Annotated in this window: 23 protein-coding genes; 9 read left to right on the top strand and 14 right to left on the bottom strand. The window is 37.8% G+C overall.

Going from position 1 to position 23,483, the window contains the following annotated elements; translation table 11 throughout:
- Positions 1–4: 4 nt before the first annotated feature.
- Positions 5–2,659 carry a DNA gyrase/topoisomerase IV subunit A gene (locus NOX80_RS17595; RefSeq protein ID WP_256551119.1) on the top strand — a complete coding sequence of 885 codons (2,655 nt, stop codon included), beginning with the start codon at positions 5–7 and terminating at the stop codon, positions 2,657–2,659.
- 75 nt (positions 2,660–2,734) lie between these two features.
- Here NOX80_RS17595 and NOX80_RS17590 read toward each other — a convergent pair whose 3' ends face one another.
- Genes NOX80_RS17590 through NOX80_RS17560 form a run of 7 tightly spaced genes read right to left on the bottom strand, consistent with a single transcriptional unit; the run spans position 2,735 to position 7,024 of the window.
- Positions 2,735–3,505, bottom strand: coding sequence for a TerC family protein (locus NOX80_RS17590; RefSeq protein ID WP_256551118.1), 771 nt, complete (start codon positions 3,503–3,505; stop codon positions 2,735–2,737).
- A 50-nt stretch (positions 3,506–3,555) separates the two neighbouring features.
- The gene (locus NOX80_RS17585) at positions 3,556–3,927 is read right to left on the bottom strand and encodes a DNA topoisomerase IV (protein WP_256551117.1); all 372 of its coding nucleotides are present in this window, start codon (positions 3,925–3,927) and stop codon (positions 3,556–3,558) included.
- Positions 3,924–4,499: a DUF1572 family protein gene (locus NOX80_RS17580; RefSeq protein ID WP_256551116.1), complete on the bottom strand. Its 576-nt coding sequence runs from the start codon at positions 4,497–4,499 to the stop codon at positions 3,924–3,926. Before NOX80_RS17580 ends, NOX80_RS17585 begins: the two co-directional genes overlap by 4 nt.
- A gap of 6 nt (positions 4,500–4,505) precedes the next feature.
- Positions 4,506–4,724 carry a DUF6095 family protein gene (locus NOX80_RS17575; RefSeq protein WP_256551115.1) on the bottom strand — a complete coding sequence of 73 codons (219 nt, stop codon included), beginning with the start codon at positions 4,722–4,724 and terminating at the stop codon, positions 4,506–4,508.
- A 2-nt stretch (positions 4,725–4,726) separates the two neighbouring features.
- Entirely contained in the window at positions 4,727–5,551 is an 825-nt protein-coding gene (gene murQ / locus NOX80_RS17570; protein WP_256551114.1) for an N-acetylmuramic acid 6-phosphate etherase, read from the bottom strand.
- Positions 5,552–5,589: 38 nt separating this feature from the next.
- The gene (locus tag NOX80_RS17565) at positions 5,590–6,288 is read right to left on the bottom strand and encodes a ZIP family metal transporter (RefSeq protein ID WP_256553039.1); all 699 of its coding nucleotides are present in this window, start codon (positions 6,286–6,288) and stop codon (positions 5,590–5,592) included.
- Between the two features lie 4 nt (positions 6,289–6,292).
- Positions 6,293–7,024, bottom strand: coding sequence for a class I SAM-dependent methyltransferase (locus NOX80_RS17560; protein ID WP_256551113.1), 732 nt, complete (start codon positions 7,022–7,024; stop codon positions 6,293–6,295).
- A gap of 187 nt (positions 7,025–7,211) precedes the next feature.
- Here NOX80_RS17560 and NOX80_RS17555 point away from each other — a divergent pair, with 187 nt between their 5' ends.
- From NOX80_RS17555 to NOX80_RS17540, 4 genes are all read left to right on the top strand, one after another.
- Positions 7,212–8,378, top strand: a complete 1,167-nt coding sequence (locus NOX80_RS17555; RefSeq protein ID WP_256551112.1) for a THUMP domain-containing class I SAM-dependent RNA methyltransferase — start codon at positions 7,212–7,214, stop codon at positions 8,376–8,378.
- A 17-nt stretch (positions 8,379–8,395) separates the two neighbouring features.
- Complete coding sequence (locus tag NOX80_RS17550; protein WP_256553038.1) at positions 8,396–8,629, top strand: hypothetical protein; 234 nt, start codon at positions 8,396–8,398, stop codon at positions 8,627–8,629.
- A 243-nt stretch (positions 8,630–8,872) separates the two neighbouring features.
- Entirely contained in the window at positions 8,873–9,352 is a 480-nt protein-coding gene (locus NOX80_RS17545; protein WP_256553037.1) for a T6SS effector amidase Tae4 family protein, read from the top strand.
- 6 nt (positions 9,353–9,358) lie between these two features.
- Positions 9,359–9,838, top strand: a complete 480-nt coding sequence (locus tag NOX80_RS17540) for a hypothetical protein (RefSeq protein WP_256551111.1) — start codon at positions 9,359–9,361, stop codon at positions 9,836–9,838.
- 263 nt (positions 9,839–10,101) lie between these two features.
- Here NOX80_RS17540 and NOX80_RS17535 read toward each other — a convergent pair whose 3' ends face one another.
- From NOX80_RS17535 to rlmD, 4 genes are all read right to left on the bottom strand, one after another.
- Positions 10,102–10,587 carry a hypothetical protein gene (locus NOX80_RS17535; RefSeq protein WP_256551110.1) on the bottom strand — a complete coding sequence of 162 codons (486 nt, stop codon included), beginning with the start codon at positions 10,585–10,587 and terminating at the stop codon, positions 10,102–10,104.
- Between the two features lie 68 nt (positions 10,588–10,655).
- On the bottom strand, positions 10,656–11,375 hold the full coding sequence (locus NOX80_RS17530; RefSeq protein WP_371926061.1) for a DUF6048 family protein: 720 nt from the start codon (positions 11,373–11,375) through the stop codon (positions 10,656–10,658).
- Positions 11,341–11,877, bottom strand: coding sequence for a DUF6452 family protein (locus NOX80_RS17525; protein WP_256551109.1), 537 nt, complete (start codon positions 11,875–11,877; stop codon positions 11,341–11,343). The genes NOX80_RS17530 and NOX80_RS17525 overlap by 35 nt, the downstream gene beginning before the upstream one ends.
- Before the next feature lie 8 nt (positions 11,878–11,885).
- Positions 11,886–13,298, bottom strand: coding sequence for a 23S rRNA (uracil(1939)-C(5))-methyltransferase RlmD (rlmD, locus tag NOX80_RS17520; protein ID WP_256551108.1), 1,413 nt, complete (start codon positions 13,296–13,298; stop codon positions 11,886–11,888).
- Between the two features lie 126 nt (positions 13,299–13,424).
- On the opposite strand from rlmD, the gene NOX80_RS17515 reads away from it, so the two are divergent.
- Positions 13,425–14,516: a sensor histidine kinase gene (locus NOX80_RS17515; protein WP_256551107.1), complete on the top strand. Its 1,092-nt coding sequence runs from the start codon at positions 13,425–13,427 to the stop codon at positions 14,514–14,516.
- Entirely contained in the window at positions 14,482–15,039 is a 558-nt protein-coding gene (locus tag NOX80_RS17510) for a DUF1697 domain-containing protein (RefSeq protein WP_256551106.1), read from the top strand. The genes NOX80_RS17515 and NOX80_RS17510 overlap by 35 nt, the downstream gene beginning before the upstream one ends.
- Here the strand turns inward: NOX80_RS17510 and NOX80_RS17505 are convergent.
- Positions 15,036–16,814 carry a cytochrome c peroxidase gene (locus tag NOX80_RS17505; protein ID WP_256551105.1) on the bottom strand — a complete coding sequence of 593 codons (1,779 nt, stop codon included), beginning with the start codon at positions 16,812–16,814 and terminating at the stop codon, positions 15,036–15,038. The genes NOX80_RS17510 and NOX80_RS17505 overlap by 4 nt on opposite strands.
- A gap of 73 nt (positions 16,815–16,887) precedes the next feature.
- On the bottom strand, positions 16,888–18,342 hold the full coding sequence (locus tag NOX80_RS17500; RefSeq protein WP_256551104.1) for an alkaline phosphatase PhoX: 1,455 nt from the start codon (positions 18,340–18,342) through the stop codon (positions 16,888–16,890).
- Positions 18,343–18,552: 210 nt separating this feature from the next.
- On the opposite strand from NOX80_RS17500, the gene NOX80_RS17495 reads away from it, so the two are divergent.
- Positions 18,553–19,500, top strand: a complete 948-nt coding sequence (locus NOX80_RS17495) for a helix-turn-helix transcriptional regulator (RefSeq protein ID WP_256551103.1) — start codon at positions 18,553–18,555, stop codon at positions 19,498–19,500.
- 78 nt (positions 19,501–19,578) lie between these two features.
- Positions 19,579–20,076: a DinB family protein gene (locus tag NOX80_RS17490; RefSeq protein ID WP_256551102.1), complete on the top strand. Its 498-nt coding sequence runs from the start codon at positions 19,579–19,581 to the stop codon at positions 20,074–20,076.
- 102 nt (positions 20,077–20,178) lie between these two features.
- Here the strand turns inward: NOX80_RS17490 and NOX80_RS17485 are convergent, their stop codons facing one another.
- A complete protein-coding gene (locus NOX80_RS17485; RefSeq protein ID WP_256551101.1) occupies positions 20,179–23,253 on the bottom strand; it encodes a M60 family metallopeptidase in 3,075 nt (1,024 codons plus the stop codon).
- Positions 23,254–23,483 lie beyond the last annotated feature (230 nt).

Raw genomic sequence — 23,483 nt, 5'->3', positions numbered from 1 at the left:
ATAAATGGACGAAGAAAATTTAGATCCTATAGAAGAAGGTCAGTTTCAGAAAGAACATTTTTACGAAAATCAGGAGTCGGCAGACAGTAATGATACGATTACAAAAGTTACCGGTATGTATAAAGACTGGTTTCTGGACTATGCGTCGTATGTAATCCTGGAACGTGCGGTTCCGGCTATTGAAGACGGTTTTAAACCCGTACAACGCCGTATCATGCACTCGATGAAAGAACTGGATGACGGACGTTACAATAAAGTTGCGAACGTGGTAGGACATACCATGCAATACCACCCGCACGGTGATGCCAGTATTGGTGATGCCATGGTTCAGATCGGGCAAAAAGACCTGTTAATTGATACGCAGGGAAACTGGGGGAATATCCTTACCGGTGACGGTGCGGCGGCTTCGCGTTATATTGAGGCTCGTTTGAGTAAGTTTGCGTTAGAAGTTTTATACTCGCCTAAAATTACCAACTGGCAATTGTCGTATGACGGTAGACGTAATGAACCGATCAATTTACCGGTTAAATTCCCGTTACTTCTCGCTCAGGGTGGAGAAGGAATTGCCGTAGGTCTTTCAACAAAAGTATTACCGCACAATTTCAATGAATTAATCGATGCGTCGATCAAAATATTAAGAGGAAAACCGTTTACCATTTATCCGGATTTCCCAACCGCCGGTATTGCTGATATTTCAGGATATAACGACGGAAAGCGTGGCGGACGTGTACGCGTGCGCGCAAAAGTTGCACAACTGGATAAACAGACACTGGTAATTACGCAAATCCCATTCTCAACCAATACAACTACGTTGATCGATAGTATATTGAAAGCGAATGATAAAGGGAAAATAAAAATTAAAAAGATCGAGGATAATACCGCTGCTGAAGTTGAAATTCTGATTCATTTACCACCGGGTGTGTCACCGGATAAAACAATTGATGCTTTATATGCTTTTACAGGATGTGAAACGTCATTGGCGCCTTTAGGATGTGTAATTGAGGATAATAAGCCGTTGTTTACCGGTGTTTCCGATATGCTGCGGGTTTCAACCAAACGGACAGTTGAGCTGTTGAAAAAAGAGCTCGAAATCCAATTGGATGAATTAGAAGAAAACTGGCATTTTGCTTCCTTAGAGCGAATCTTTATTGAAAACCGAATTTACCGATTGATCGAGGAAGAAGAAACCTGGGAAGGCGTAATCGAAGCGATCGGAAAAGGATTGGCGCCACACGTAACCCATTTAAAACGTGCCGTTACCGAAGAAGATATTGTTCGCTTAACGGAAATCCGAATCAAACGGATCTCGAAATTCGATATTGATAAAGCACAGGAAAAAATTGAAGCTTTAGAAGGGGAGATTGCACAAGTGAAATACGATTTGGAACACCTGATCGATTTTGCGATTGCTTATTTTACCCGATTAAAAGAAAAATACGGAAAAGGAAGAGAGCGTCAAACGGAGTTAAGAAGTTTTGATACGATTGAAGCAACTAAAGTAGTTTTACGTAACACAAAATTGTACGTGAACCGCGAGGAAGGTTTTATCGGAACCGGACTTAAAAAGGACGAATATGTGGGCGACTGCTCCGATATTGATGACGTAATTGTATTCCTTCGTGATGGAAATATGATGATTGTTAAGGTAGACGATAAAAAGTTTGTCGGAAAAGATATCATCCATATTTCTGTTTTCGATAAGAATGATAAACGTACCATTTACAATATGATTTACCGGGATGGAAAATCCGGGCCGTCTTATGTAAAACGATTTAATGTTTCCGGGGTTACGCGTGATAAACTGTATGATCTGACCAACGGAACAAAAGGTTCGCAGGTATTATATTTTTCACCTAATCCAAACGGAGAAGCGGAAGTAGTAACGGTATTGCTGCGTCAGGTTGGGAGTGTCAAAAAACTTAAATTTGATTTGGACTTTGCGACACTGGCGATCAAAGGAAGAGGAAGTAAAGGAAATACGGTTACAAAATACCCGATTAAAAAGATCGAACTGAAAGAAAAAGGAATCTCAACTTTAAAACCGCGCCGTATCTGGTTTGACGATACTGTACAACGTTTAAATGTGGATGGAAGAGGAGAGTTACTGGGTGAATTCCGACCAAATGACAGGTTATTGATCATTAATCAGTCCGGAAAGCTTAAAACCATTGTGCCGGAATTAACGACTCATTTTGAGGAAGATATGATGGTGTTGGAAAAATGGGTGCCTAAAAAACCGATTTCGGCAATTTATTTTGACGGAGAAAAAGAACGCTACTACATCAAACGTTTTCTGATTGAAAATGAAAATAAGGAGGAAGTGTTTATTTCCGAGCATCCGAACTCACAACTGGAAATTGTTTCTACGGATTACCGACCGGTAGCTGAAATTATCTTTGCAAAGGTTAAAGGTGTTCAAAAAGAAAATCAAACGATTGATCTGGAGCAATTTATAGCGGTTAAAGGGATTAAAGCGCTTGGGAATCAGTTAACGACCGATAAGCTAAAACAAGTGAATCTACTGGAATCCTTGCCTTATGAACCGCCGGTTGAAGAAATACCGGAAGAAATTGAAGTAAAAGGAGAAGAAAATATATCGGATGAAGATGTTAATGTGCAACTGGACGACGACGGACAAATTACATTGACTTTAGACTAGACTGGAATGACCTGACAGGTTTTTAAAACCAGTTAGGTGTATCGAAAAAAAAGCCCTCATTGGGGGCTTTTTCTATTATTTTCTTTTTCGGATTTTCATATTGATAAATTCTACTCCGAGTGAGAATGCAATCGCAAAATAGAGATAGCCTTTCGGAACAGCACCGATATGTTGTCCGGCTAATGTTGCTTCCGATAAATGCATACTTTCCGTGATCAGCATAAAACCGATCAGGATTAAGAACGCCAGACCTAAAATCTGAATCGAAGGATTGGCATTTACAAAATTACCTACCGGAACGGCAAATAACATCATAACACCTACCGAGATTACTACTGCTGTAATCATAATAGTTAAAGCACCCGTAATGCCGTTTGTCATTCCAACAGCCGTCAGAATACTGTCAACAGAGAAAATAAGGTCAATTAAAAGAATCTGCATAATAACGCTACCGAACGATTTGGCAGCTGCTTTTTGGACATTGTGTTCTTCTTCTCCCTTATGATCTACTTTTTCATGGATCTCTTTCGTACTCTTATAAATCAGGAACAAACCGCCCAGGAATAAAATTAAAGCCTGTCCGGTAAAATGCCCTTGAAACCATCCCCAGTCGACACTGAATAAAGGCGCTTTCATCGCAATTAATAAGGTAATACCGAATAACAGTCCGATTCGCATAAACATAGCAAGGAATAAACCGATTCGAGTGGCTTTTTTTCGTTTTTCTTCCGGTAATTTACCGGTAACGATAGAGATAAAGATGATGTTGTCGATACCCAGTACGATTTCGAGAAACGTTAGTGTTAACAAAGCGACCCATGCATCCGGGTTTAAGAATACTTCCATTAGTAGTTTTTATTTATTGTTTTGGTTTAAATTCTGCTATTAAACGTAAACTAATCGATTTTTGTTACAGTTCCTTTCTGTTTTTTTGTGTCGCCAACAAAAGAATATTCAAAAGTATAACCTTTCGTGTTGGTAGTCAGTATTTTCATGCTGATCGCCTTTTTGTCCTGCATGTTTTTCGGATGTATTTTCTGTAGAACAAATTCACAGTCATTGATCCATCGAATAGAAGCCGTATCGGTTTTGCCGTCAAAAGTTTCAACTTGCCTATTTTCGGTACGCTCGAAAACAGATTTCATCGGTTTCCCGTTGATTTCCTGAGTGAATTCAAATTTACCGGTTTTATAATCGTTACAGTTGCGTTCCTGATTGTAGCAAGAAACCAGTAGGAAAGGCAATAAGGCTAAAGCAGTTTTTTTCATTGTAATCGTTTTAATTCGTCATCGGTAAAATTCCGAATGGTTTTATCTTTCGAAAATTTATCAGCGTTATATTCGTTGGATTTATTTTTTGGAATGGATAAACTGTTCCACTCTCCGTTTTTGAGTAATTTTGCGTAGAACACAATCTGTCCCACATGATACGGATAATGCGCTAATTGTCTGTTGATTGCTTTCGTTACCGTATGACCTTCATTTCGGATGTAAATAACATTCGAAAGTTGGTCAGTTGTAAGATTATTTAAGGCATCAAAAAGACAGTTCCAACCTTTTTCCCAGATAACAAGTAAGGCTTCTTTTTCGATAACGGTTTCTTCGAATTCTTCGTCACGGTTTCGCCATTCTTTCTCACCGTCAGATGTTAGAAAATCGGTCCACCTGGAAAGCATGTTACCCGATAGATGCTTTATAATGTTAGCAATAGAATTGGTATTTTCGTTTAAAGAAACCGAAAGTTGTTCCGGTTCCAACTGCGCCATGGCTTTATCGGCTATGGTTTTATAATACAGAAATTGTTTTTTGACACTTTCCAGATATTGGGCATTGATTTCCATACGTAATTATTTATCAAAAATACTGTTGGTTACCGTTTTAAGACCCAAAAACATAAACCACATTGCGGTAAGACATACCAAAATACCAAAACCTAAAACCGGATAAAATAACGGATTGCTTTGGTTTTTAAACGAGCTGTGGATGATGACCGGACCCAGAAATAACATAGGAAGCGCCATAGCTAAATAGCGAATCCCTCTGTTTAATACTTTTTTATTGGCCATAATTATTTGGTTTTAGAATTATGATAACTTTCGATGGCTTTGCGGACATTCTTATGTTCTTCAAGTAGTTGTTGTGCTACTTCATAAGAAACATTGATCTCATTAATAATCATGCGAACACCGCGATCGACCAGTTTGTGATTGCTCAGCTGCATATCGACCATTTTGTTCCCTTTTACTTTTCCTAATTGGATCATGGTCGCAGTCGACAACATATTCAGAACCAATTTTTGAGCCGTTCCGGCTTTCATTCGGGAGCTACCGGTTACAAATTCCGGACCTACAACTACTTCAATCGGAAAACGAGCCGTTTCTGCTAACGGACTTCCCTGATTACAGGTGATGCATCCGGTTGCAATATTGTTTTCATTACATTTTTCCAAACCGCCTATTACATAAGGAGTCGTACCCGAAGCAGCAATACCGACAACAATATCATTAGAGCTGACATCCCATTCCGATAGGTCTTTCCAGGCTTGTTCGCGATCGTCTTCCGCAAATTCAACGGCCTTGCGAATCGCAGTGTCACCACCGGCAATCAGACCGATAACCTGATCAAAAGGAACCCCAAAAGTAGGAGGACATTCTGAAGCATCAACGATGCCTAACCGACCGGATGTTCCGGCTCCGATATAAAATAATCGGCCGCCGTTTTTCATTCGGGAAACAATTTCAGTTACCAGAACTTCGATTTGCGGCAATGCCTTTTCAACAGCCAGCGGTACGGTCTTATCTTCGTTATTGATGTTGACTAATAGCTCCGAAACCGGCATTTGTTCCAGATGATCGTATTTTGAAGCCTGTTCGGTAGTACGTGTAAATGACATCGAAACCTGTTTTTAATATAAAATGTGAATACGTAAAGTTACATAAAATACGCCAGAATGATACCCAAAACAATAGCGGTAAGCTTTGCCAGGTTAAATTTATGGCCTTCGCTACTTTCAAAAATGATAGTAGAAGAAATATGAAATAAAATACCAATTACGATTGCCGAAATTTCGGTATAATAATCCTGAACAAAGGGCAAATATTCAGACAATATGGTTCCCAGTGGCGTCATACAGGCAAATACCATCATAAAAATAAAAATAGCTGTACGATTTAAATGGGAATTGATAAAAAAGGTAGTAAGGATAATCGCAATCGGGAAATGATGAATGGCAATTCCCCAGGCCATATCATGATGCTGACTTACCGGAAGACCTTCCAGTAAAGCATGTAAACATAAGCTGATAAATAACGACCAGGGAATATGATGCATGGTTTCGTGACCGTGTACATGGCCGTGTTCTGCGCCTTTGGAAAAATATTCTAAAATGATCTGAAATACAATTCCGACCATGATAAACAAGCCTACAGGACTATGGGCATGATCGTGTCCGCCATGGCTATGACTCTCACTGTGATAAACTTCCGGTAATAAATGCGATACGGTTAATGCCAGTAAAAACGAACCGCTGAAAGCCAGTAAAAGCTTCAGATTCCGTTTGTTTTTCGGACTAAAGAAAGTTGCAGCTCCGTAACCCAGGATTACAGAAAGCAACGGAATAAGATAGACCATCATATTATTTAAAGATCATTATCAATCGTTCTGAATCATTTTTTAAGAATTTACGGAGTTTATAGTCACCGAAAACATCCAGTAAAAAGATACCGGCTTCTTCCATCATCGACTCAAAATCCTGTAATGTCAGGGCTTTTACTTTTTCGGTAAAGTGGAAATGTTCCCCGTTATCGTCAAACTCGATTTCCTTGAAAATATGATTGTCTTTTACATATCGTTTAATATGGAAATCGATACCGTCTACGGTTTTAACCTCCTCCGGAACCAGATTTTGGATCACATGGTTGGCATTCATAAAATCAATTACTGCGAAACCATATTCATTTAAACTTTCCTTGATAGCTTTTAAAGTGGTCAGATTGTCTTCATCACTTTCGAAATAACCGAAACTTGTAAAAAGGTTAAAAATAGCGTCGAATTTCTGTTCAAACGGAATTCGCATATCGTGTACCTGAAAATGAAGTTTTTCATTGGCCTGTTCCGATGCTTTTTTAATACTGTTTTCCGATAAGTCTGCTCCGGTCACATCATAACCCAATTGATTCAGATAAACCGAATGACGGCCTTTTCCGCAAGCCAGATCCAGAATTTTTGCATCTTCAGGTAAATTCAGATAATGGGTTAAATTATCCATGAATAACTGAGCTTCTGTATAATCGCGGTCTTTATATAAAATATGGTAATAAGGCGTGTCAAACCAGGATGCATACCAGGTTGTAGTATCTTTTTGCATTTCTTTAAATTTCAAAATAGTTTAATTATAGGACCAATTAAAAATAATATTTATTTGAGTATGGTCAACGAAAGTAAGTCAACTTTTACTTAAGCCAACAAATTTAATGTATTTTTGCGGATGTAATTCCAAAATTGCATTGCAAGGACAGGAAATTATGATATGTTTATAGGAATTTTAGTATCAAATGAAAGACTTTAAAATGGTAGCCAAAACTTTTTTTGGCTTCGAAGAAATATTAGCCAAAGAATTACAGGTATTGGGCGCTCAAAAAGTAGAGCAGGGAACCCGTATGGTCAGTTTTGTAGGAGATAAAGGATTTATGTATAAAGCCAATCTGGCATTGCGGACTGCCTTAAAAATTTTAAAACCCATTTATCATTTTAGAGCCGTTAACGAACAAAGTCTGTATAAAGGGATTCAGGGTATCGATTGGTCGCAATATCTTTCGGTACATCAGGCTTTTGTCGTGGATGTTACTTTGCATTCCGATTATTTCAGTCATTCCCAGTTTGTAGCGTTAAAAACGAAAGATGCTATTGTGGATCAATTTCGTGACCGATTTGGAAAACGACCGAATATCAACAAGGATTTTCCTGATTTAAGAATTAATATTCATATTCAAAATGATCAATGTTCTGTATCATTAGACAGTTCCGGTGAATCATTGCATCACAGAGGTTATAAAACCGCAACGAATATAGCACCGATTAACGAGGTATTGGCAGCGGGAATGTTATTATTGTCCGGATGGGACGGTCAGGGCGATTTTCTGGATCCGATGTGCGGTAGCGGAACTTTAGTTGCTGAAGCAGCTATGATTGCCTGCAATATTCCGGCTAACATCAACCGAAAAGAGTTTGCTTTCGAACGTTGGAACGATTGGGACAACGAACTATTTGATCAGATTATGAATTCACTGATGAAAAAAACCAGAGAATTTCATTATACTATAAAAGGATATGATAAGGCACCATCGGCTGTGATGAAAGCCAAAGACAATATTCGTAATGCCAATCTGGATGATTATGTAACGATTTCGCAGGCTAACTTCTTCGAAACTGAAAAAGAAACACGCGGTCCGCTACATATGGTTTTTAATCCGCCATACGGAGAAAGATTGGATATTGAAATGGAACGTTTTTACCGTGAAATTGGAGATACGCTAAAGCAACATTACCCGGGAACGAATGCCTGGTTTATTACAGCCAATATCGAAGCTTTAAAATTCGTCGGTTTAAAGCCGTCGCGTAAGATTAAGCTGTTTAACGGTAAGTTGGAAACCCGTTTTGTGAAATACGAAATGTATGAAGGTAGCAAGCGTACCAAATTTCAAAATAACGATAACAATTAAAGAATAGTAATATGGCAATGGCACCTAAAACGAAAGCGTTTGTATTCCAGTTAACCGGATTTGCAGTATTGTTTATCCTGTTTCGTTACCTTGTAGGAACGTATACCCATTTACAGGGATATTGGATTCCGGTAACGGCATTTGTTGTGGCGACAATATTAGCGCCTAAATTTCAGGCCGTGAAAACGAATGAAGGAGAACGACTTTTTATGAAGTGGCTCTTTATTAAAGGTATTAAAGAAATAAAATAATTAAGTCCCGGTTTTACACCGGGATTTTTTTTGCCTTATTTGACCTTTCTTGTCCTTTTTTAAGTAGATGAAATTGAAAGTAAATGAACTAATTTACAGTTACAATAAAACAGATCAACCTATGTGATTTTTTGGTGTGTCTTTTCCCCTAAAATAAACTCTCCCGCTTAATCTTTAAATTTTAGTTATCATGGCGTTTGGAGTACGTTTAGTAAAGGGAGTAACCTTTGTGTTTATTATGGAATAGTAGGAGGTGCGGTTTGGCAGGCAAGGTTAGATTATCCGGAAGTAACAGAAAATACTTGCGCTTTAAGAGTTTCTATTGCTTTAATAAAGTGTAATGTCGTTATACCCAATATTCCGGGACAAACCATAGAAGGTGGGGGAGATTTTGAAGGCAAATACTTTTTTGTAAATGCAAGAGCACTTAACAGTTGGATGCGGAAAACATTCGGGACGAATACAGGAGAAGGGAATACACCTTATAATCCAAAACATGAATTCTTTAGTACTGAGCAAGGAGGTTTACATGGGCAAAATTTCCCAATATTATTAAAAAATAAAAGAGGGATATATTCATTGATTACACCAGCTAACTCGGCTGGAACAGTATCGGGACATGCGGATGTTTTTAACGGCTATGGGAATGATATTATTTGCTCGATTGGATGTCATTTTAATTTGATTTCATTAGAACGAATCGATATATGGATTTTAGATTGAAGTAAAATGAGTAAAATAAAAATTATTATCGTTATACTGTTATTTTCGGCCTGTAATTCGTATAGATCGTTAGATAAATATTATGGATTTACATATAAAATACAAGCTGAAGATTGGATTGAAGGGTTTAAAAATCAGGTTTTTTTCTCTTGTATTGAAGAAGGTTATAAAAATGATAGCATTCTTTTAATAACGACTTCTGAAAAATCTTCAAATCCATATAATGATATGCGATATAAGGATATTTTAAAAGCAAAGGAGATTGGTAAAGAAGCTTATAAAAAAGCACCTAAACGACTGTATTTTATAGGTCTTGATGATACTCCTTTGAAACGGCATATTGCCACAGCCTGCCTTAAATATTATGTAAGCCGTGAATTAGATTCTATAGCTAAGGATGAATTTGAAATTTATTTTAAAGAATTGATAAATAGGAAAGAATGGGATGGAAGGGGGATTAATATGAAGGTTAAAATTGTTTATTAGAATTTTAATAATAAAACACTGTAACAATTTTTATTAAGGAGTACTAGAAGAACACCATGGTAATAAAATTATAACAAAACAGATTTATATAAACGGCTATAATGATGTCAGAAATAAAGATTCGATTATCAAGATTTTTTTAAAAAAAAGAAGACGGTTCATTTTTTTTAAATGCAAAAAAATATAGAAAAGGAAAAGTGGTAGATCAATATGATTTTTAGGAAAGCTTTATCAAATTGATTACGGTATCGAAAATTATACTGTTATCGCGGTGCTCTTTGATCTTCCGGAATGTTTATAACACCGGATCCTTCAACTTTTGACTGACTCCCGTCTGATACGACTTTTAGAATAACCTGAAAATCTTCCGAATCGTTTGAAGATACGGTTACAAAACCGGTAACGGAATCAATAGCTTGTATGACATAATTTTTATCAGGATAATCTTGTGCATCTAAAATAGGATCAAAACCCAAACCCAATTCCGGATCGTCTTTACGGGCATTATCCATCAATTCTTTATATCGGTTTTTAAAATCAGCGGTAAGCATTCCGTTATTCGCTATCCATTGAATTGTAGTGTTCTCATCTTTGTTTTTTTCAAGAGTAGTAACATAATCAGAAATAAACTTTACAGCTACAGTATAGTCAACAGTCGCTTTTTGTTCTTTACTATTATCAGTATTGTCTTTTTTGGGTTGACAAGAAACAAAACTAATGATAAAGAAAAGAATAGCTATTTTTTTCATTTGAAATAGAATTAACGGATGATAATCTAAAAATAAACAAAAAAAGCAACGTTTCCGTTGCTTTTAAATTATTTCTTTTGAGTTGATTCTGTTTTTTTTGCCGTTTTATAAAGCGGTATAAAATAAGAAAGAGAATAATTAAAACCGACACCGAAGTTTCCTTCATAGGTTCGGTTAAAACCGGGGATATAAAGATTGTCAAAACCTTCAGGCTTCTTATTCGAAACCAGATAATTCATTCGTACGCTAAAACCTAAAAACAGATTGCTGAAAAGCTCAGCTTTTACACCCGCAACAAATTCTACCCAATGTGCCGTTAATCCGTCAAATTTCTGATTGGGAGTTAGTATATCCTGACCAAAATACGGATTGGTATTATAAATCGCATAGGAATTTAATTGCTGACTAAAAGAACTGACTCCGTATCGCATTCCGGCATAAATCATATTTTCCATATCCAGCCAGTTTTCATAAGCATTGAAATCGAATCCGGCTTTAAAATAACTTCCTTTAGTTGTAAAACTTAATTGCGCTTCGTTCTCGGTAAGATCTTCATTCCCGATTTCGCCAGCAATAAATATTTTTTTAGAAAGTCGGTAATCACCCACGATTTCGAAACCGCGATAATCCTTCTCATAAAAAGAACGTGCTAAACGACTCAAATCGGCGCCCACACGAATACCATAGCGCTCCGTTTTCTTTGGAATAGAATCCTGAGCGGCTAGATTCAGAGATAACCCTAAAAGGACAAAACTAAAAATAGATTTTAAGGTGTGTCGCATTTTCATTTTGAATATTTGATTGTTGGATTATTCTTGATCCGATCCATGGATTGGTATCTGTTGCTGACAATACCGGATTGTCAGCATCTAATTGAAAAACGGTTTTATAACCACATGCTCTGGAAACGTATTCATCTGTTCGCGAATAGTTAAAACTAAGCGTGTCTTCGTTAATCTCAGAAGGGTTGGTGCTGTTAGCATTTAAAATAAAACGATAAGTTGTATTGTCCTGTGTTGTTCGCAACGGAATTTTTATCTTATTCCCGTTGGTCAGATATTTTGCATCGTTTTGTGCTGACGGATTAAAAATAATTCCGTCAGTCATTCCCTCGGCAATCACTTTAAGATTGGTCACATTTTTTAAAACGGTAGGGTTCTCTATATCGTAAAACTCAATCACAACACTAGGTGTAGTAGGTGTACCATCGGCACAAATATCATCTTTCTCACAGCTCCAAAAAGAATGAGCCAGGATAAAAGCGACAACTAAAGTTTTTATTTTTCTCATCAGGATCATTAACGTTTTTCCAAAAGTACAACATTTTCCACGTGATGCGTTTGCGGGAACATATCAACCGGGCGTACACGGGTAACTTTATACATTTCGTCCATTAAAGCAAGGTCGCGGGCCTGAGTAGCCGAATTACAGCTAACATATACCACACGTTCCGGTGCAATTTTCAGAATCTGATCCACAACATCTTTATGCATTCCGTCACGAGGCGGATCGGTAATAATAACATCCGGTTTTCCGTGAGTGGCAATAAAAGCTTCATTAAATACAACTTTCATATCTCCCACAAAGAAATCACAGTTTGTAATGGAATTGCGTTTTGCATTTTCTTTCGCATCGGCAATAGCTTCGGGAACGGCTTCTACTCCAATTACTTTACGCGCCTTTTTAGAGACAAATTGAGCAATGGTTCCGGTTCCGGTATATAAATCGTAAACCAGTTCGTTTCCGGTTAATCCGGCGAAGTCACGGGTGATTTTATATAATTCGTAAGCCTGATCGGAATTGGTCTGGTAAAATGATTTGGCATTAATACTAAAATGCAAACCTTCCATTTCTTCCAGGATATAATCTCTACCTTTATATAGTATAATATTCTGATCGTATAATGTATCGTTAGCTTTACTGTTGATTACGTATTGTAACGAGGTGATTTCAGGAAAACGTTCAGCAAGGAAGTTTAACAATAATTCGCGTTGCTCCTTGTTTTCTTCATAAAACTGAACCAATACCATGATTTCGCCGGTTGAAGCCGTACGGATCATTAAGGTACGTAATAAACCTTCGTGGTTTCTCGGATTGAAAAACGGAAGGTTATGCGCATTAGCAAAACGTCTAATCTCATTACGGATCGCATTAGAAGGATCTTCCTGTAAATGACATTTACTAATGTCCAGAATTTTATCCCACATTCTTGGGATATGGAAACCTAATGCATTCTGGTTGCTGTAATCTTCTTCGCTCTGAATTTCCTTTTCGGTTAACCATCGGGCATTCGAAAAAGAAAATTCCATTTTATTACGGTAGAAAAATTGCTTTTCAGAACCAAGAATAGGCTCAAAGTCCGGTAATTCAATTTTTCCGATTCGTTTTAAATTATTATAAACCTCCTGATTTTTGTAAAATAACTGGCGATCGTAATTCATATTCTGCCATTTACAGCCTCCGCAGGCACCAAAATGATCACAAACAGGAGCTACCCGGTACTCTGAAAATTCATGAAAATGTACAGCCTTTCCTTCGTAATAAGACTTGCGTTTCTTAAAGGTTTGTACATCAACTACATCACCCGGCACCACATTCGGAATAAAAATTACTTTTCCATCCGGAGCTTTGGCAACCGATACGCCTTTTGCACCTGCATCAAGGACTTTTACTGTATCAAAAACGATTTTATCTGTTCTTTTTCTTCCCATGTGGCAAAAATAAGGATTGTTGTGTTTGTAAAATGCGAAAACATACTTTTTTTATTTGACGGTGCAAATTGTACAAGCATAATATTTATATTTGATACAATTAATGAAGTAATTGCCCCAGAAATTATGAAATTATATACATGGTTGTCCCATATACCTTTTTTAAGAAAAAGTTATGTGCTTAAGTTCCTTTTCATAGCTTTTTTAGGGATTCATATCCCGCTAATCGGTATTGTGGTGTACATCCTTTTTCATCCGAATAGTATTTCTCCGCCTACACTTTTTGCTCTTACCCTGGTACTGACATTATTGGCAACCGGAGTTACATTATGGATATTGCGAAAATTAGTCCGACCAATGGAAATCGCTTCCGAAGCCTTAATTAAATATAGTGAAAGAGGGATTATCCCGTCACTTCCAACCCGGTATACGGATGAAGTCGGAACATTGCTGACGAATTTACAGATGAGGATTAATGAAAATGAAGACCTGTTAAGCGAAAAAAAAGACCTTATTTCATTGTTGTCGCATGACCTGAAAAATTTTGCTTCGACTCCTCAGTTTTTAGCTCGTTTTATTTTGGAGGAAGAGCCTTCAGATAAAGTGAAAAATTATGCCGAATTAATAATGGAATCCACGACATATCAGCTGGAATTTTTAGAAAGCTTTATAGAATTGTTACGCGAGGAAGAAATCTTTTCCAGATCGGCTACAGAAAATCAGGAATACCGCTTGGATGAAATTATCGAATTGATTGAAAAAGTCTCTCATCAAAAGCTACAGCATAAAAATCTAAAATTACAGGTCGTAAAAGAAGTGGAAAAAATTGATGTGGTGATGAAAGAGGAATACCTGCAACGGGTTTTGATGAATCTGGTCGATAATGCAATCAAGTTTTCATATGCAGATTCGGAAATCACCTTATATATTATGGAAGAAAACGACAGTATTGTTTTTATTGTGGCGGATAAAGGAATGGGATTTGAAAATGAGACAAAAGAAGAACTGTTTCAGAAATTCACTAAGTATTCCCGTTTGGGAACCAATAAAGAACCGTCAACGGGAATTGGATTATATTTGTGCCGTAAAATAGTAGAACGAAGCAACGGAAAGATATTGGCCGAAAGCGATGGAGCCGACAAAGGAGCTAAGTTTACGGTAATCTTAAAAAAACGCAACAATTATGCACACACACCTGGTGTTGTTAAGAGGAATTAATGTTTCGGGACAGAAGATCATTAAAATGGAAGACCTTCGGAACTTGTTAACCGAAGCCGGATTCGAAAATGTACAGACCTATATCCAAAGCGGAAATATTTTTGTCGATACTCCGGAAGCGAATCCGGAAAAAATCGAACAACAGATCACAGCATTGTTATTGGAGAAATATAATTTTCAAGTACCGGTTGTGGCTGTTTCGGAAGAAAGTCTGTTACAAATCTTTCATAATAATCCGTATTTAAATGAATTTGCAATGCCGGTAAAACAACTCTATGTAGCTTTTCTGGCTACAGAACCGTTGCCGGAAAATGAAAGTAAGCTTGATCCGAATTTTGTCCAGCCGGATACATTCCGATTTTCGGAAGACCGCCGGGCCTTATATCTGTGTTATGAAAACCCGGCCGGTAATTCCAAAATGAATAATAATTGGATTGAGAACAAACTAAAAGTAACGGCAACTTCCCGAAACTGGAATACGGTTACAAAATTGATCGGTTTGTTTGAAGCGCGAAAAAATTAATATAAAGTCGTTTTCGGGCTATCTAATGTTTTAATAAATAAAATAAGATCGCTGATTTCGGTTTGATTCAGACCTAATTCATCCGGTGGAAGGGTTTGATTGTCGACCGAAATTCCTATGCCGGCACCTCCGCCACGATTATAAAAATCTATTACGGCCTCCAGCGATTGATAAACACCATTATGCATATACGGATAAGTAATGGCACTGTTGCGTACCGTTGGGGTTTTAAAAGCATATTTTTTTAAAGGTGCTTTTGTAATCAGATATTCGCCCAAATCGGAATCAATTATAGCATTTTGAATAACCGGACGTGACGGAACACCTAATACTTCGCTTTCGGTTTCATTATAAAAAGGAGGCACACTACCGTTAAACAACGGGAAAAAATGGCAAGTGGCGCATTTGGCTTTACCCATAAATAAATTAAAACCGTTTTTCTCACGAACAGTCAGCTGATTTTTACCGCGTAAATAAGCATCAAACTTAGAATCCATTTTGGAAAGTGACCGTACAAATGAAGCTAATGATTTTAAAAGGGCTTCCTCTGTAACCGTATTGTCTTTAAATACCTTTTTAAATGCCGACTGGTAAGCCGAATTGCTTTGAACTTTCCGTAAAGCTTCTGCAAAACTACCGTGCATCTCGTCTTTGTTATTAATTACATTTTTAGCCTGATCTTCCAAATAGGCAACCCGACCGTCTAAAAACTGTACATTCTGATAAGCCGATGCTAATAAGGTAGGCGTATTTCGGGATAAGGTACTTCCGTTTACTGCTTTTGTTTTGTGATCGGCATAAGCAGCTTCGGGAATATGACAAGTGGCACAAGATACTTTATTATTACCGCTTAATAACGGATCAAAAAAGAGTTGCTTCCCGAGAGCAATTTGTCCGGGTGACGGTTTTTTGTTAGAAGCCGGAGCAAAAAAATCAGGATTAAAAGCCCCTTCTTCAAAAACTGTTGCTTTGCTAAAATCAATTGCAGTGGGTATCGGATTATTAGGAATCTTTAAATCGAATTGTATTTGATGAATAGCTTTTGAAATAGGAATGCAATAATCCACGATAAAATCGGCGCGGTTAAAGTTGTTGAAATCCGGATGTTGTTCAATATAAGCAGTACTCTTTGCGATAAGAGTATCCAATTTAGTGTTATCGGAAAAAAGGGAAACAACAGAATGAATACTTTTTAATGTCGTAATGGCTTCCGGTAGAGAATGGAAGGCTACAGGGGAGTCAAAACCGGAAATGCCGAGACTCATCATTCGCAGCATTTGTAATTTCTGCGCTTCAAAAATATTGCTGTCGGTTAGTTCCAATAGCGCAAAGTCGTCGCGAAGCGATTGTACAAGTCCGTTTAAAATACCGGTTTGTTTACGTAGTTCATCACGATCCGGGTTTTCGGTAAACAAGCTTTCTTCAATTTTTTGAAAACCGGTGGCTTCTTCAATTTTCCGACTCGTTTCGTGTACGTCGTTTTTATCGATAGCCGCACCGTTAATCGTTTTCGAGGCTTCGGGATAATAAAACGTAACGAGACTTTCTACATTTTTATAACCGAGCCGGGCTTTTTTAAATTGCTTTTGAAGTGATTCGACGGGTGTATTTTGTAGCGTAAGATCATAAAGCGTTTTTACCTCATCGGCAAAAGCAATATAGTTGTCCTTTAAGAAATAGTGTGTTTTTTGAACCGGGTTTAATTTTTCCGGTTGCTTGTTTTGGCAAGAGGTGAAGAGTAAAAGGCAAGAAAAGGTAATAAGAAGTAATCTCATATAATATATATTGAAAAATAGGAATGCAGTGGGTACCGCATTCCTAATAGTTTTGATAATAGATGATGACGTATTAACGTTGTAATCCTTTGATTAAAATAACCTGGCTACCTTGTTTCTCATTCGGGCGTACACTACCACCGTCTACACCTTGGAAGCGATCTTTTTTCCAGGAGTGCGTCTGAATGCTCAACATAAATGTATCCGGAATACCGATGATGTCGGAAACATCGATAAGTGCTCCGTATTCCCATGATCCTAAAGCAGATGTAGCACTCATATATTTATCGCCCGGTTCATTGCGTTTGTGATCCAGTTCAAAAACGACTTTTAAATCACCGGTAGCAATATTATATTGATAGATATAAGCATCGTGCGTTTCGTTTCCGTATCCGTTAGAATCTTCCTGTAAATAGACAAAGTTTCGCGTTACACAGATGTTGTCGATATTTTGGAATTTACCGGCTTTCCCCGTACGGTTATCTCCGTCCAGAACCAAAGTAAGTTGTCCGGAAAGCGGATTGTTGGCATCTAAAACCAATTTATACATACGTCCGTATTTAGAACGGGAATAGTCAGCATTAGATCCGGTATTGTCTTGTCCGGTTACATTAAAATAAACTTCACGTTCTTTTCCGGCATCTTTTCGGTAGTCGATATCTTCAACACGTCCGAACGGAATAGCTTTTAAAGTTTGAGAAAGAATGTTGTTCTGGTCTCCGGTATTCGTTTTAGCATTCGGAATTTCCACAAACTGAACCGGATATGTATTACCTTCTGTCATACTGCGTTCCGCCATGTTTTCGTCTGTTCTTTTCATAACATATACTTTACCGTTGTTCAGATCTCCGGTAGTACTTTTATATAGTACAAACTGACCGCCGTAAGTTCCGGAATCATCATCACCGATCAGGATTACGGTTTGCCCGGAATAAGCCGTTTTAGGTAACGGAACCGCATTTTCAGAACTCCATCTTCCTAAAGCAGATAACGGACGCGGCGTACTGTTGTTTGCTTTTGTGTCGAAAGGCGTCAATCCGATAATCTGAGATTCCGGTCCGCTTTCTCCCGCTGTTAAAAATAAAGGTCCGAATCCGTGGATTTCAGGAGTAGCCAAAGAAGCAGAACAAAGTCGGTTTCCGGATCCGTCAGAATTTAAAACATATTCTCCGGCTACCGGTTTGAAATGGGAATCAAAAGTGATCTTGGATACCGCAAAATTGTCCTCGTTGTTAACAAGGAAAGTAAAAGAACCGTCATTATTTCTGAATAAACCGGAACCATCAGCAGAACCGCCGAAAACATATTCCGGAGTGTTGATAAAAGTATCCTCACTTGAAAAAAGAGAATACGTTTCCAATGACGTAAAACCGGGCATTGTTTTAATAAGAGCCGGAGTAATGGAGTAATTTTTTAACTCGATCGGCGAATTGTTGTTTCCTGATGTGTTGTTAGTGTCGTCATCAGAATTACACGACAACAGGGTCGACAAGGCCACAAGACCTAAAATACCTTTGTTAATTTTCATTGTGTTTGTTTTAGTTAGACCCGGCAAACTTATAAAGGTAGTGTTAGTAAAAAATAATGTTAATATTCTTAAAAAGTTATGATTGTGGTGTTTTTTTATCTTAAAAATGATCACAATGTTAATTCTGGTAATAACCGGAAAAGGAATGCTAAAAATAAAATTTGAACTGGTCTTCGTTTGTCTTATTTTTGACCGCTAAATAGTATAACCATGAACCGATTTGACCGAATTACGGCTATATTGATCCAGTTACAGTCTAAAAGAGTGGTGAAAGCTCAGGATTTGGCCGACCGGTTTAATATTAGTCTCCGAACCGTGTATCGCGATATACGAACGCTTGAAGAAGCCGGAGTACCGCTTTATGGAGAAGCCGGTATCGGATATTCAATTGTAGAAGGTTATCGTTTACCTCCGGTTATGTTTACTCAGGATGAAGCTATGGCTTTTATAACAGCTGAAAAACTGATGGAAAAATTATCGGATACCGCAATTCAGAATAATTTCAGTTCTGCTATGTATAAGGTGAAATCGGTTTTACGAGGTACGGAAAAAGATCTGGTAGCCGGATTGGAAGATCATATCCATGTTCGTAAAAGAAAAAAAAACACTTCGGCTCCTAATAATAGTCTGGACGTGCTTTTAAAAGCGATTTCAGAAAAACGTATCGTTAAAATGACATATCGGGCTTTTGGTAACGAACAGGATACGGAACGTTTAATTGAGCCGATCGGGATATACTACGAAAATGAATATTGGTATACGGTGGGCTATTGTCATTACCGACAAGCATATCGGCACTTCCGGGCGGATAGAATGGTGGCTATTTTACTCACTATGGAGCCTTTCCGCAAAGAACATGCTTCCCTTGAGAAATATCAGGAAGAAAAAAAACAGGATTTGCATTTTAAACGCGAAAAAGCGGTTATCCGTGTGGATAAAACAATTGGGCTTTACTTACAGGAACGGAAACATTTTTATGGTTTCGTAAGTGAACGGATAATCGGAAATGAAATTGAAATGACATTTTTAACCGAATCACTTAATGAAGGATTTGCCCGATGGTATATTATGTTTGCGGATTATGCTGAAATCATTGAGCCGGTCGCATTAAAACTACGGATAAAAGAACTGGCTGAAAAAATTTTAAAAAAAGAATAAAGTTTAAAAATCTACTGACACACGGTTGTCACTAGCCGGTCGTTCCTTTGTATTGTTAAACAAAAAAACGATACATCTATGAAACTAATCACATTGTTACAAGACGAAATGATTAAAGAAGCAGCAGTAACCCGAAAAATGCTGTCTTGCGTGCCGACGGATAAATTAGACTGGCAACCGCATCCGAAAAGTATGAAAATGAAAGTACTGGCTTCTCATGTTGCAGAATTGCCTACCTGGGTAGAAATGGCTTTAACCACCAGTGAACTTGATTTTGCGAATAATCCATACGTGTCAAAAGACGTAAAAGATACGGCTGAGTTGTTAACCTTTTTTGAAGAATCGCTGGAAAAAGGTAAAAAAGCATTGGAAAATAACGATGAAGAAGAGTTTTGGGAAGAATGGACATTGCGTAACGGGGATCAGATTTACAGCACATCCTCTAAATATGAAGTGATTCGTATGAGCTATTGCCAGATCGTACATCACCGTGCTCAGTTGGGCGTATATCTTCGTTTATTAAACATCCCGATTCCGGGAAGCTACGGACCAAGTGCCGATGAGGTAATGATGTAAGCCGAGTTTAGACTACAGTTATAAAATGATAAAAAGCACCTTTTCAGGTGCTTTTTTTGAAAAATACCGTTTCCGGTAATAGAAAGAAATAGTTGGGATAGCTTATAAATGATGAATCATTATTTTTTTTACGATTCGGGAGCCGTCGGATGTTTCCAGTACAATAAAATAAATGCCGGATTTCAGATCGGAAATAGTTACACGGGTTTGATGTTCTATGGGAAATTGTTTTACTACCTGTCCGTTGAAATCGACAAGACTACCTGCTTTGATTTGCGAATTTTCAACCGTTATAACAAAATTGTCAGTTACCGGGTTTGGAGCTATTGTTATTGTTTCATCATTGCTTTGGTCTTCCTCTTCCTGTAAATCTGCTGTATTAAACGTTTTGTTGGGATGTAAACGGGCTGAATCTAGTATCGGTAATCGCGTTCCGTCTGCTCCGACAGCAAGTATGTTCACCGCATTTTCCGGAAACAATACTGTTGTAGTTTGTTTGCTGAGGTCACCGGTAGCGTAGGTAGTGATAAATAATACTTCGTTATTGCTGTCAATTGTTTCGAAAGCCACTGCGTTTTGCCATACGTCGTGTGTTATTTTATAATAGATTTTTCCGGGAACAGTAATACTGTCTATTGTAAATCCGGAGTTTTGAATACCTTCCGGGGATAAATTGTTTTGGTACATATGCATATTTTGAGCCGTTATATAATGGATAACCGGCGATTGCGGTTTCGGATAACCTTTGGAAGTAATATAGGCCTTTGCTGCTTCAATGTCGGCTTCAGTTACAGTAATTCTTGCCGGGGTATAATCATTAACAATAGCATCAAGCGGAGTGTAAAAACCGGCTTTGGTGAAAAATTCCGTTAAGTCCTGTTGTACGGCATCGCTGACATATTTCGTGAAATTCATCATTTGTTGACCGTTAGGGATATTAGTTGTTGTTTGGTTACGAATAGTTTGTGCAGTAATCCCAAGCCAATTGGCATAATCCGTATTGCCGGTTATATTTTTATTTGCCATTACCTGTTCTAAAGTCGGCGCTTCAATACCGGCACCGGCAATAGCATAAAAGAGTTGTAATTGCCAGAAAGGAATTAAGCGTTCAAAAACATTTGGCCGACTCATAATATTTTGTTGTTTTCGACCGGTCTCGTTGTAATAGATGTTGTATAGATTGCCGGTTAATCGTGTGTCTTGGTACAAATCATTAGCCGTTTCTAAACGTGTTAGCTTGGATTTGTTGAAGAGGTAGCTTGTATAAGCCGAGTAAATATTATTGGTTACTTCGGTAGTTCCGGTCCATTTTAAACCGTTTAAGATTTGATTCTGATGTCCGAATTCATGTGAAATTCCCCATATTCCTAAATTATCCGCAGATGTCATGGCCTGTTCACCCCATGTAAGATCAAAATGAGCGTAGTTGTTTACGGCATAATAACCGCTTTTTGATTCAACCCAGGCAAACATTTTATTTTGAGGAACAAGGTCATATTTTACCAGTCCCATTTGATGAAATTGTATTTTAACGATTGAATCCCATTTTTGAAGGACTTCTTTTCCGTTAAACAATGCGTTCTGAAGTAAAGGACGCTTTAAGATATTTATCCCGACATGATTGCCAATCAAATCGATTTTAGGATAAACACTACTGCTTACTCTTTCGCGCCAGTTTTCAACAGTGTCTTCATAAGATAAATAACCGTTTACGGATCCGCTTGCAATATTTATTTTGACTTTTGGTAAGTCGGGAACCATACTGTAATAGTCAATATAGCCCAGACCACCATTGGAAAGTGTGAATTTATTTAGCCCGGGTTTTAGTATATAAGCGCTTTCCTGACCTGAAGTTTCATCGGCAAAATTTCTCACCTTTAAAGAAATTAACCCTAAATCCGTATTATATTGATCAACAAATATAATAGCAGTACTGTTGTTTTCAAATACAATTCCGGTCGGATTTTGATAACGACTATATTCAAATGCAAGGTTAAGTTTTTCTCTTGTTTTTGAAGGTGACGGAATAGCGGAATAGCTTTGAATTCTGAATTTTTTATCGTAATTCCCTTTTAACAGATCCTGAGCCAGTTTTTTAAAAAAAAGAGCAGAAATGGTGTCAATGCTTTGTTGTGTAATACCCTGTCGTAATTCACTGTATAAACGATTGGCGAAAATAGTTTGGTAATCGTTTTTTAAAGTTCCTTTTTGATAGAACTCGATTTCAGCAGCACTCGCAAAGTTGTTGTAACCGCTTAGAATCGTAATCCGAACTTGTGCCGGATTAGCAAATCCGGAGGGAAAACGGATCAGTGAAGGTGTGTTTTTAAATTCGCAATCGAATGCTTCAATTAAGGTTTGATAAGATGAGGTTTTGGTTCGGGCTTCTACTTTAATACGGCCAAACAGCCCGTTTTTATTCCCTCTTCGAGGATGATACACAATGTAATCTAATTGATCAATATTTGTAAAATCATATTCCAGTGCAATGGGGAATGTTCTTTTGGAGTGGTTGGAATGGTACAATGTACTTTGATTTCCGTCAAAAGACCGTTCAATTGTACTGCCGGGTTGGTAATTAGAAGCAGTACCGTTTTGTACCGGTATTTTAATATCGCCCAGATTGGCAACAAGACTGCTGTCAACCTCAAAAACATGTGGAGTATTAATATGTTGTGGAAAGGGCGAATAAAATGCCATTTCAGCAATGCTGGAGTTGTTCCCGTATGCCGATTTTACGACAAACCGTATAGCAGAAGGGTGCTTGATGCCGGTTCCGGGGAGTTTTAGAGTTTTGACGTCTTTTGTCTCTTGCCAGTTGACAGTGGTGATGAGTTGGAAATTTGGCGAATAGGCTGAAGTGGCCCATATCTCGACATTGCCCCATCGACCGTTTGGAGAATGATCCTGTCTGGGAGTATACGTAAGCGAATCAATGTTGCGAACATTGGTGAAATAATAATCTAAAGTATCGGGGATTCGGTTAGTATTCCAGATAGAATGATAGAGTGTGTTGTTGTTGCCGTCATAGCTTTTTTCAGGTCCCTGACCGTTTTGTGATCGTCCTTTGGAAATAGCGGTAAAAGGTTTGACGGAAAACGTTTGCGCTTTTGCGCTTTTGATGTTTCCGCTGAGTAAAAAAACGGCACACAGTAATGAAAGTAAATGTTTGTTCATAAAATGATTATTTGTTTGGAAGTAAAACTAGGTCGATATTGCGTGCGAAGGCGAATTGTGTCCAATAGTGACCGAGTTAGTTCCGACATGACTTAATTAAATGATTAAATATTTACGGAATGTCAATGTAGGTTTTATAACATATTGTAGTGAAAATAACAAATGTTTTGAAAAGTGATTTTGGGACTGTTTTTGTTATGGAAAACCGTTAAAGATTCGTTTTTCGAATA

The sequence above is a fragment of the Flavobacterium cerinum genome (assembly GCF_024496085.1).
Taxonomy (GTDB): domain Bacteria; phylum Bacteroidota; class Bacteroidia; order Flavobacteriales; family Flavobacteriaceae; genus Flavobacterium; species Flavobacterium cerinum_A.
The sequence above is the reverse complement of the archived record's forward strand: the minus strand, read 5'-3'. Positions and strand labels throughout refer to the sequence as shown.

Bases quoted from the DNA above. Each gene is read 5' to 3' on its own strand.
- NOX80_RS17560 (WP_256551113.1), bottom strand. From the start codon at position 7,024: ATGCAAAAAGATACTACAACCTGGTATGCATCCTGGTTTGACACGCCT.
- NOX80_RS17510 (WP_256551106.1), top strand. From the start codon at position 14,482: ATGCACACACACCTGGTGTTGTTAAGAGGAATTAATGTTTCGGGACAG.
- NOX80_RS17575 (WP_256551115.1), bottom strand. From the start codon at position 4,724: ATGGCCAATAAAAAAGTATTAAACAGAGGGATTCGCTATTTAGCTATG.
- NOX80_RS17550 (WP_256553038.1), top strand. From the start codon at position 8,396: ATGGCACCTAAAACGAAAGCGTTTGTATTCCAGTTAACCGGATTTGCA.
- NOX80_RS17515 (WP_256551107.1), top strand. From the start codon at position 13,425: ATGAAATTATATACATGGTTGTCCCATATACCTTTTTTAAGAAAAAGT.
- NOX80_RS17590 (WP_256551118.1), bottom strand. From the start codon at position 3,505: ATGGAAGTATTCTTAAACCCGGATGCATGGGTCGCTTTGTTAACACTA.
- NOX80_RS17500 (WP_256551104.1), bottom strand. From the start codon at position 18,342: ATGAAAATTAACAAAGGTATTTTAGGTCTTGTGGCCTTGTCGACCCTG.
- NOX80_RS17580 (WP_256551116.1), bottom strand. From the start codon at position 4,499: ATGGAAATCAATGCCCAATATCTGGAAAGTGTCAAAAAACAATTTCTG.
- murQ (WP_256551114.1), bottom strand. From the start codon at position 5,551: ATGTCATTTACACGTACTACCGAACAGGCTTCAAAATACGATCATCTG.
- NOX80_RS17565 (WP_256553039.1), bottom strand. From the start codon at position 6,288: ATGGTCTATCTTATTCCGTTGCTTTCTGTAATCCTGGGTTACGGAGCT.
- NOX80_RS17540 (WP_256551111.1), top strand. From the start codon at position 9,359: ATGAGTAAAATAAAAATTATTATCGTTATACTGTTATTTTCGGCCTGT.
- NOX80_RS17555 (WP_256551112.1), top strand. From the start codon at position 7,212: ATGAAAGACTTTAAAATGGTAGCCAAAACTTTTTTTGGCTTCGAAGAA.
- NOX80_RS17585 (WP_256551117.1), bottom strand. From the start codon at position 3,927: ATGAAAAAAACTGCTTTAGCCTTATTGCCTTTCCTACTGGTTTCTTGC.
- NOX80_RS17530 (WP_371926061.1), bottom strand. From the start codon at position 11,375: ATGAAAATGCGACACACCTTAAAATCTATTTTTAGTTTTGTCCTTTTA.
- rlmD (WP_256551108.1), bottom strand. From the start codon at position 13,298: ATGGGAAGAAAAAGAACAGATAAAATCGTTTTTGATACAGTAAAAGTC.
- NOX80_RS17505 (WP_256551105.1), bottom strand. From the start codon at position 16,814: ATGAGATTACTTCTTATTACCTTTTCTTGCCTTTTACTCTTCACCTCT.
- NOX80_RS17485 (WP_256551101.1), bottom strand. From the start codon at position 23,253: ATGAACAAACATTTACTTTCATTACTGTGTGCCGTTTTTTTACTCAGC.
- NOX80_RS17535 (WP_256551110.1), bottom strand. From the start codon at position 10,587: ATGAAAAAAATAGCTATTCTTTTCTTTATCATTAGTTTTGTTTCTTGT.
- NOX80_RS17595 (WP_256551119.1), top strand. From the start codon at position 5: ATGGACGAAGAAAATTTAGATCCTATAGAAGAAGGTCAGTTTCAGAAA.
- NOX80_RS17525 (WP_256551109.1), bottom strand. From the start codon at position 11,877: ATGAGAAAAATAAAAACTTTAGTTGTCGCTTTTATCCTGGCTCATTCT.
- NOX80_RS17490 (WP_256551102.1), top strand. From the start codon at position 19,579: ATGAAACTAATCACATTGTTACAAGACGAAATGATTAAAGAAGCAGCA.
- NOX80_RS17495 (WP_256551103.1), top strand. From the start codon at position 18,553: ATGAACCGATTTGACCGAATTACGGCTATATTGATCCAGTTACAGTCT.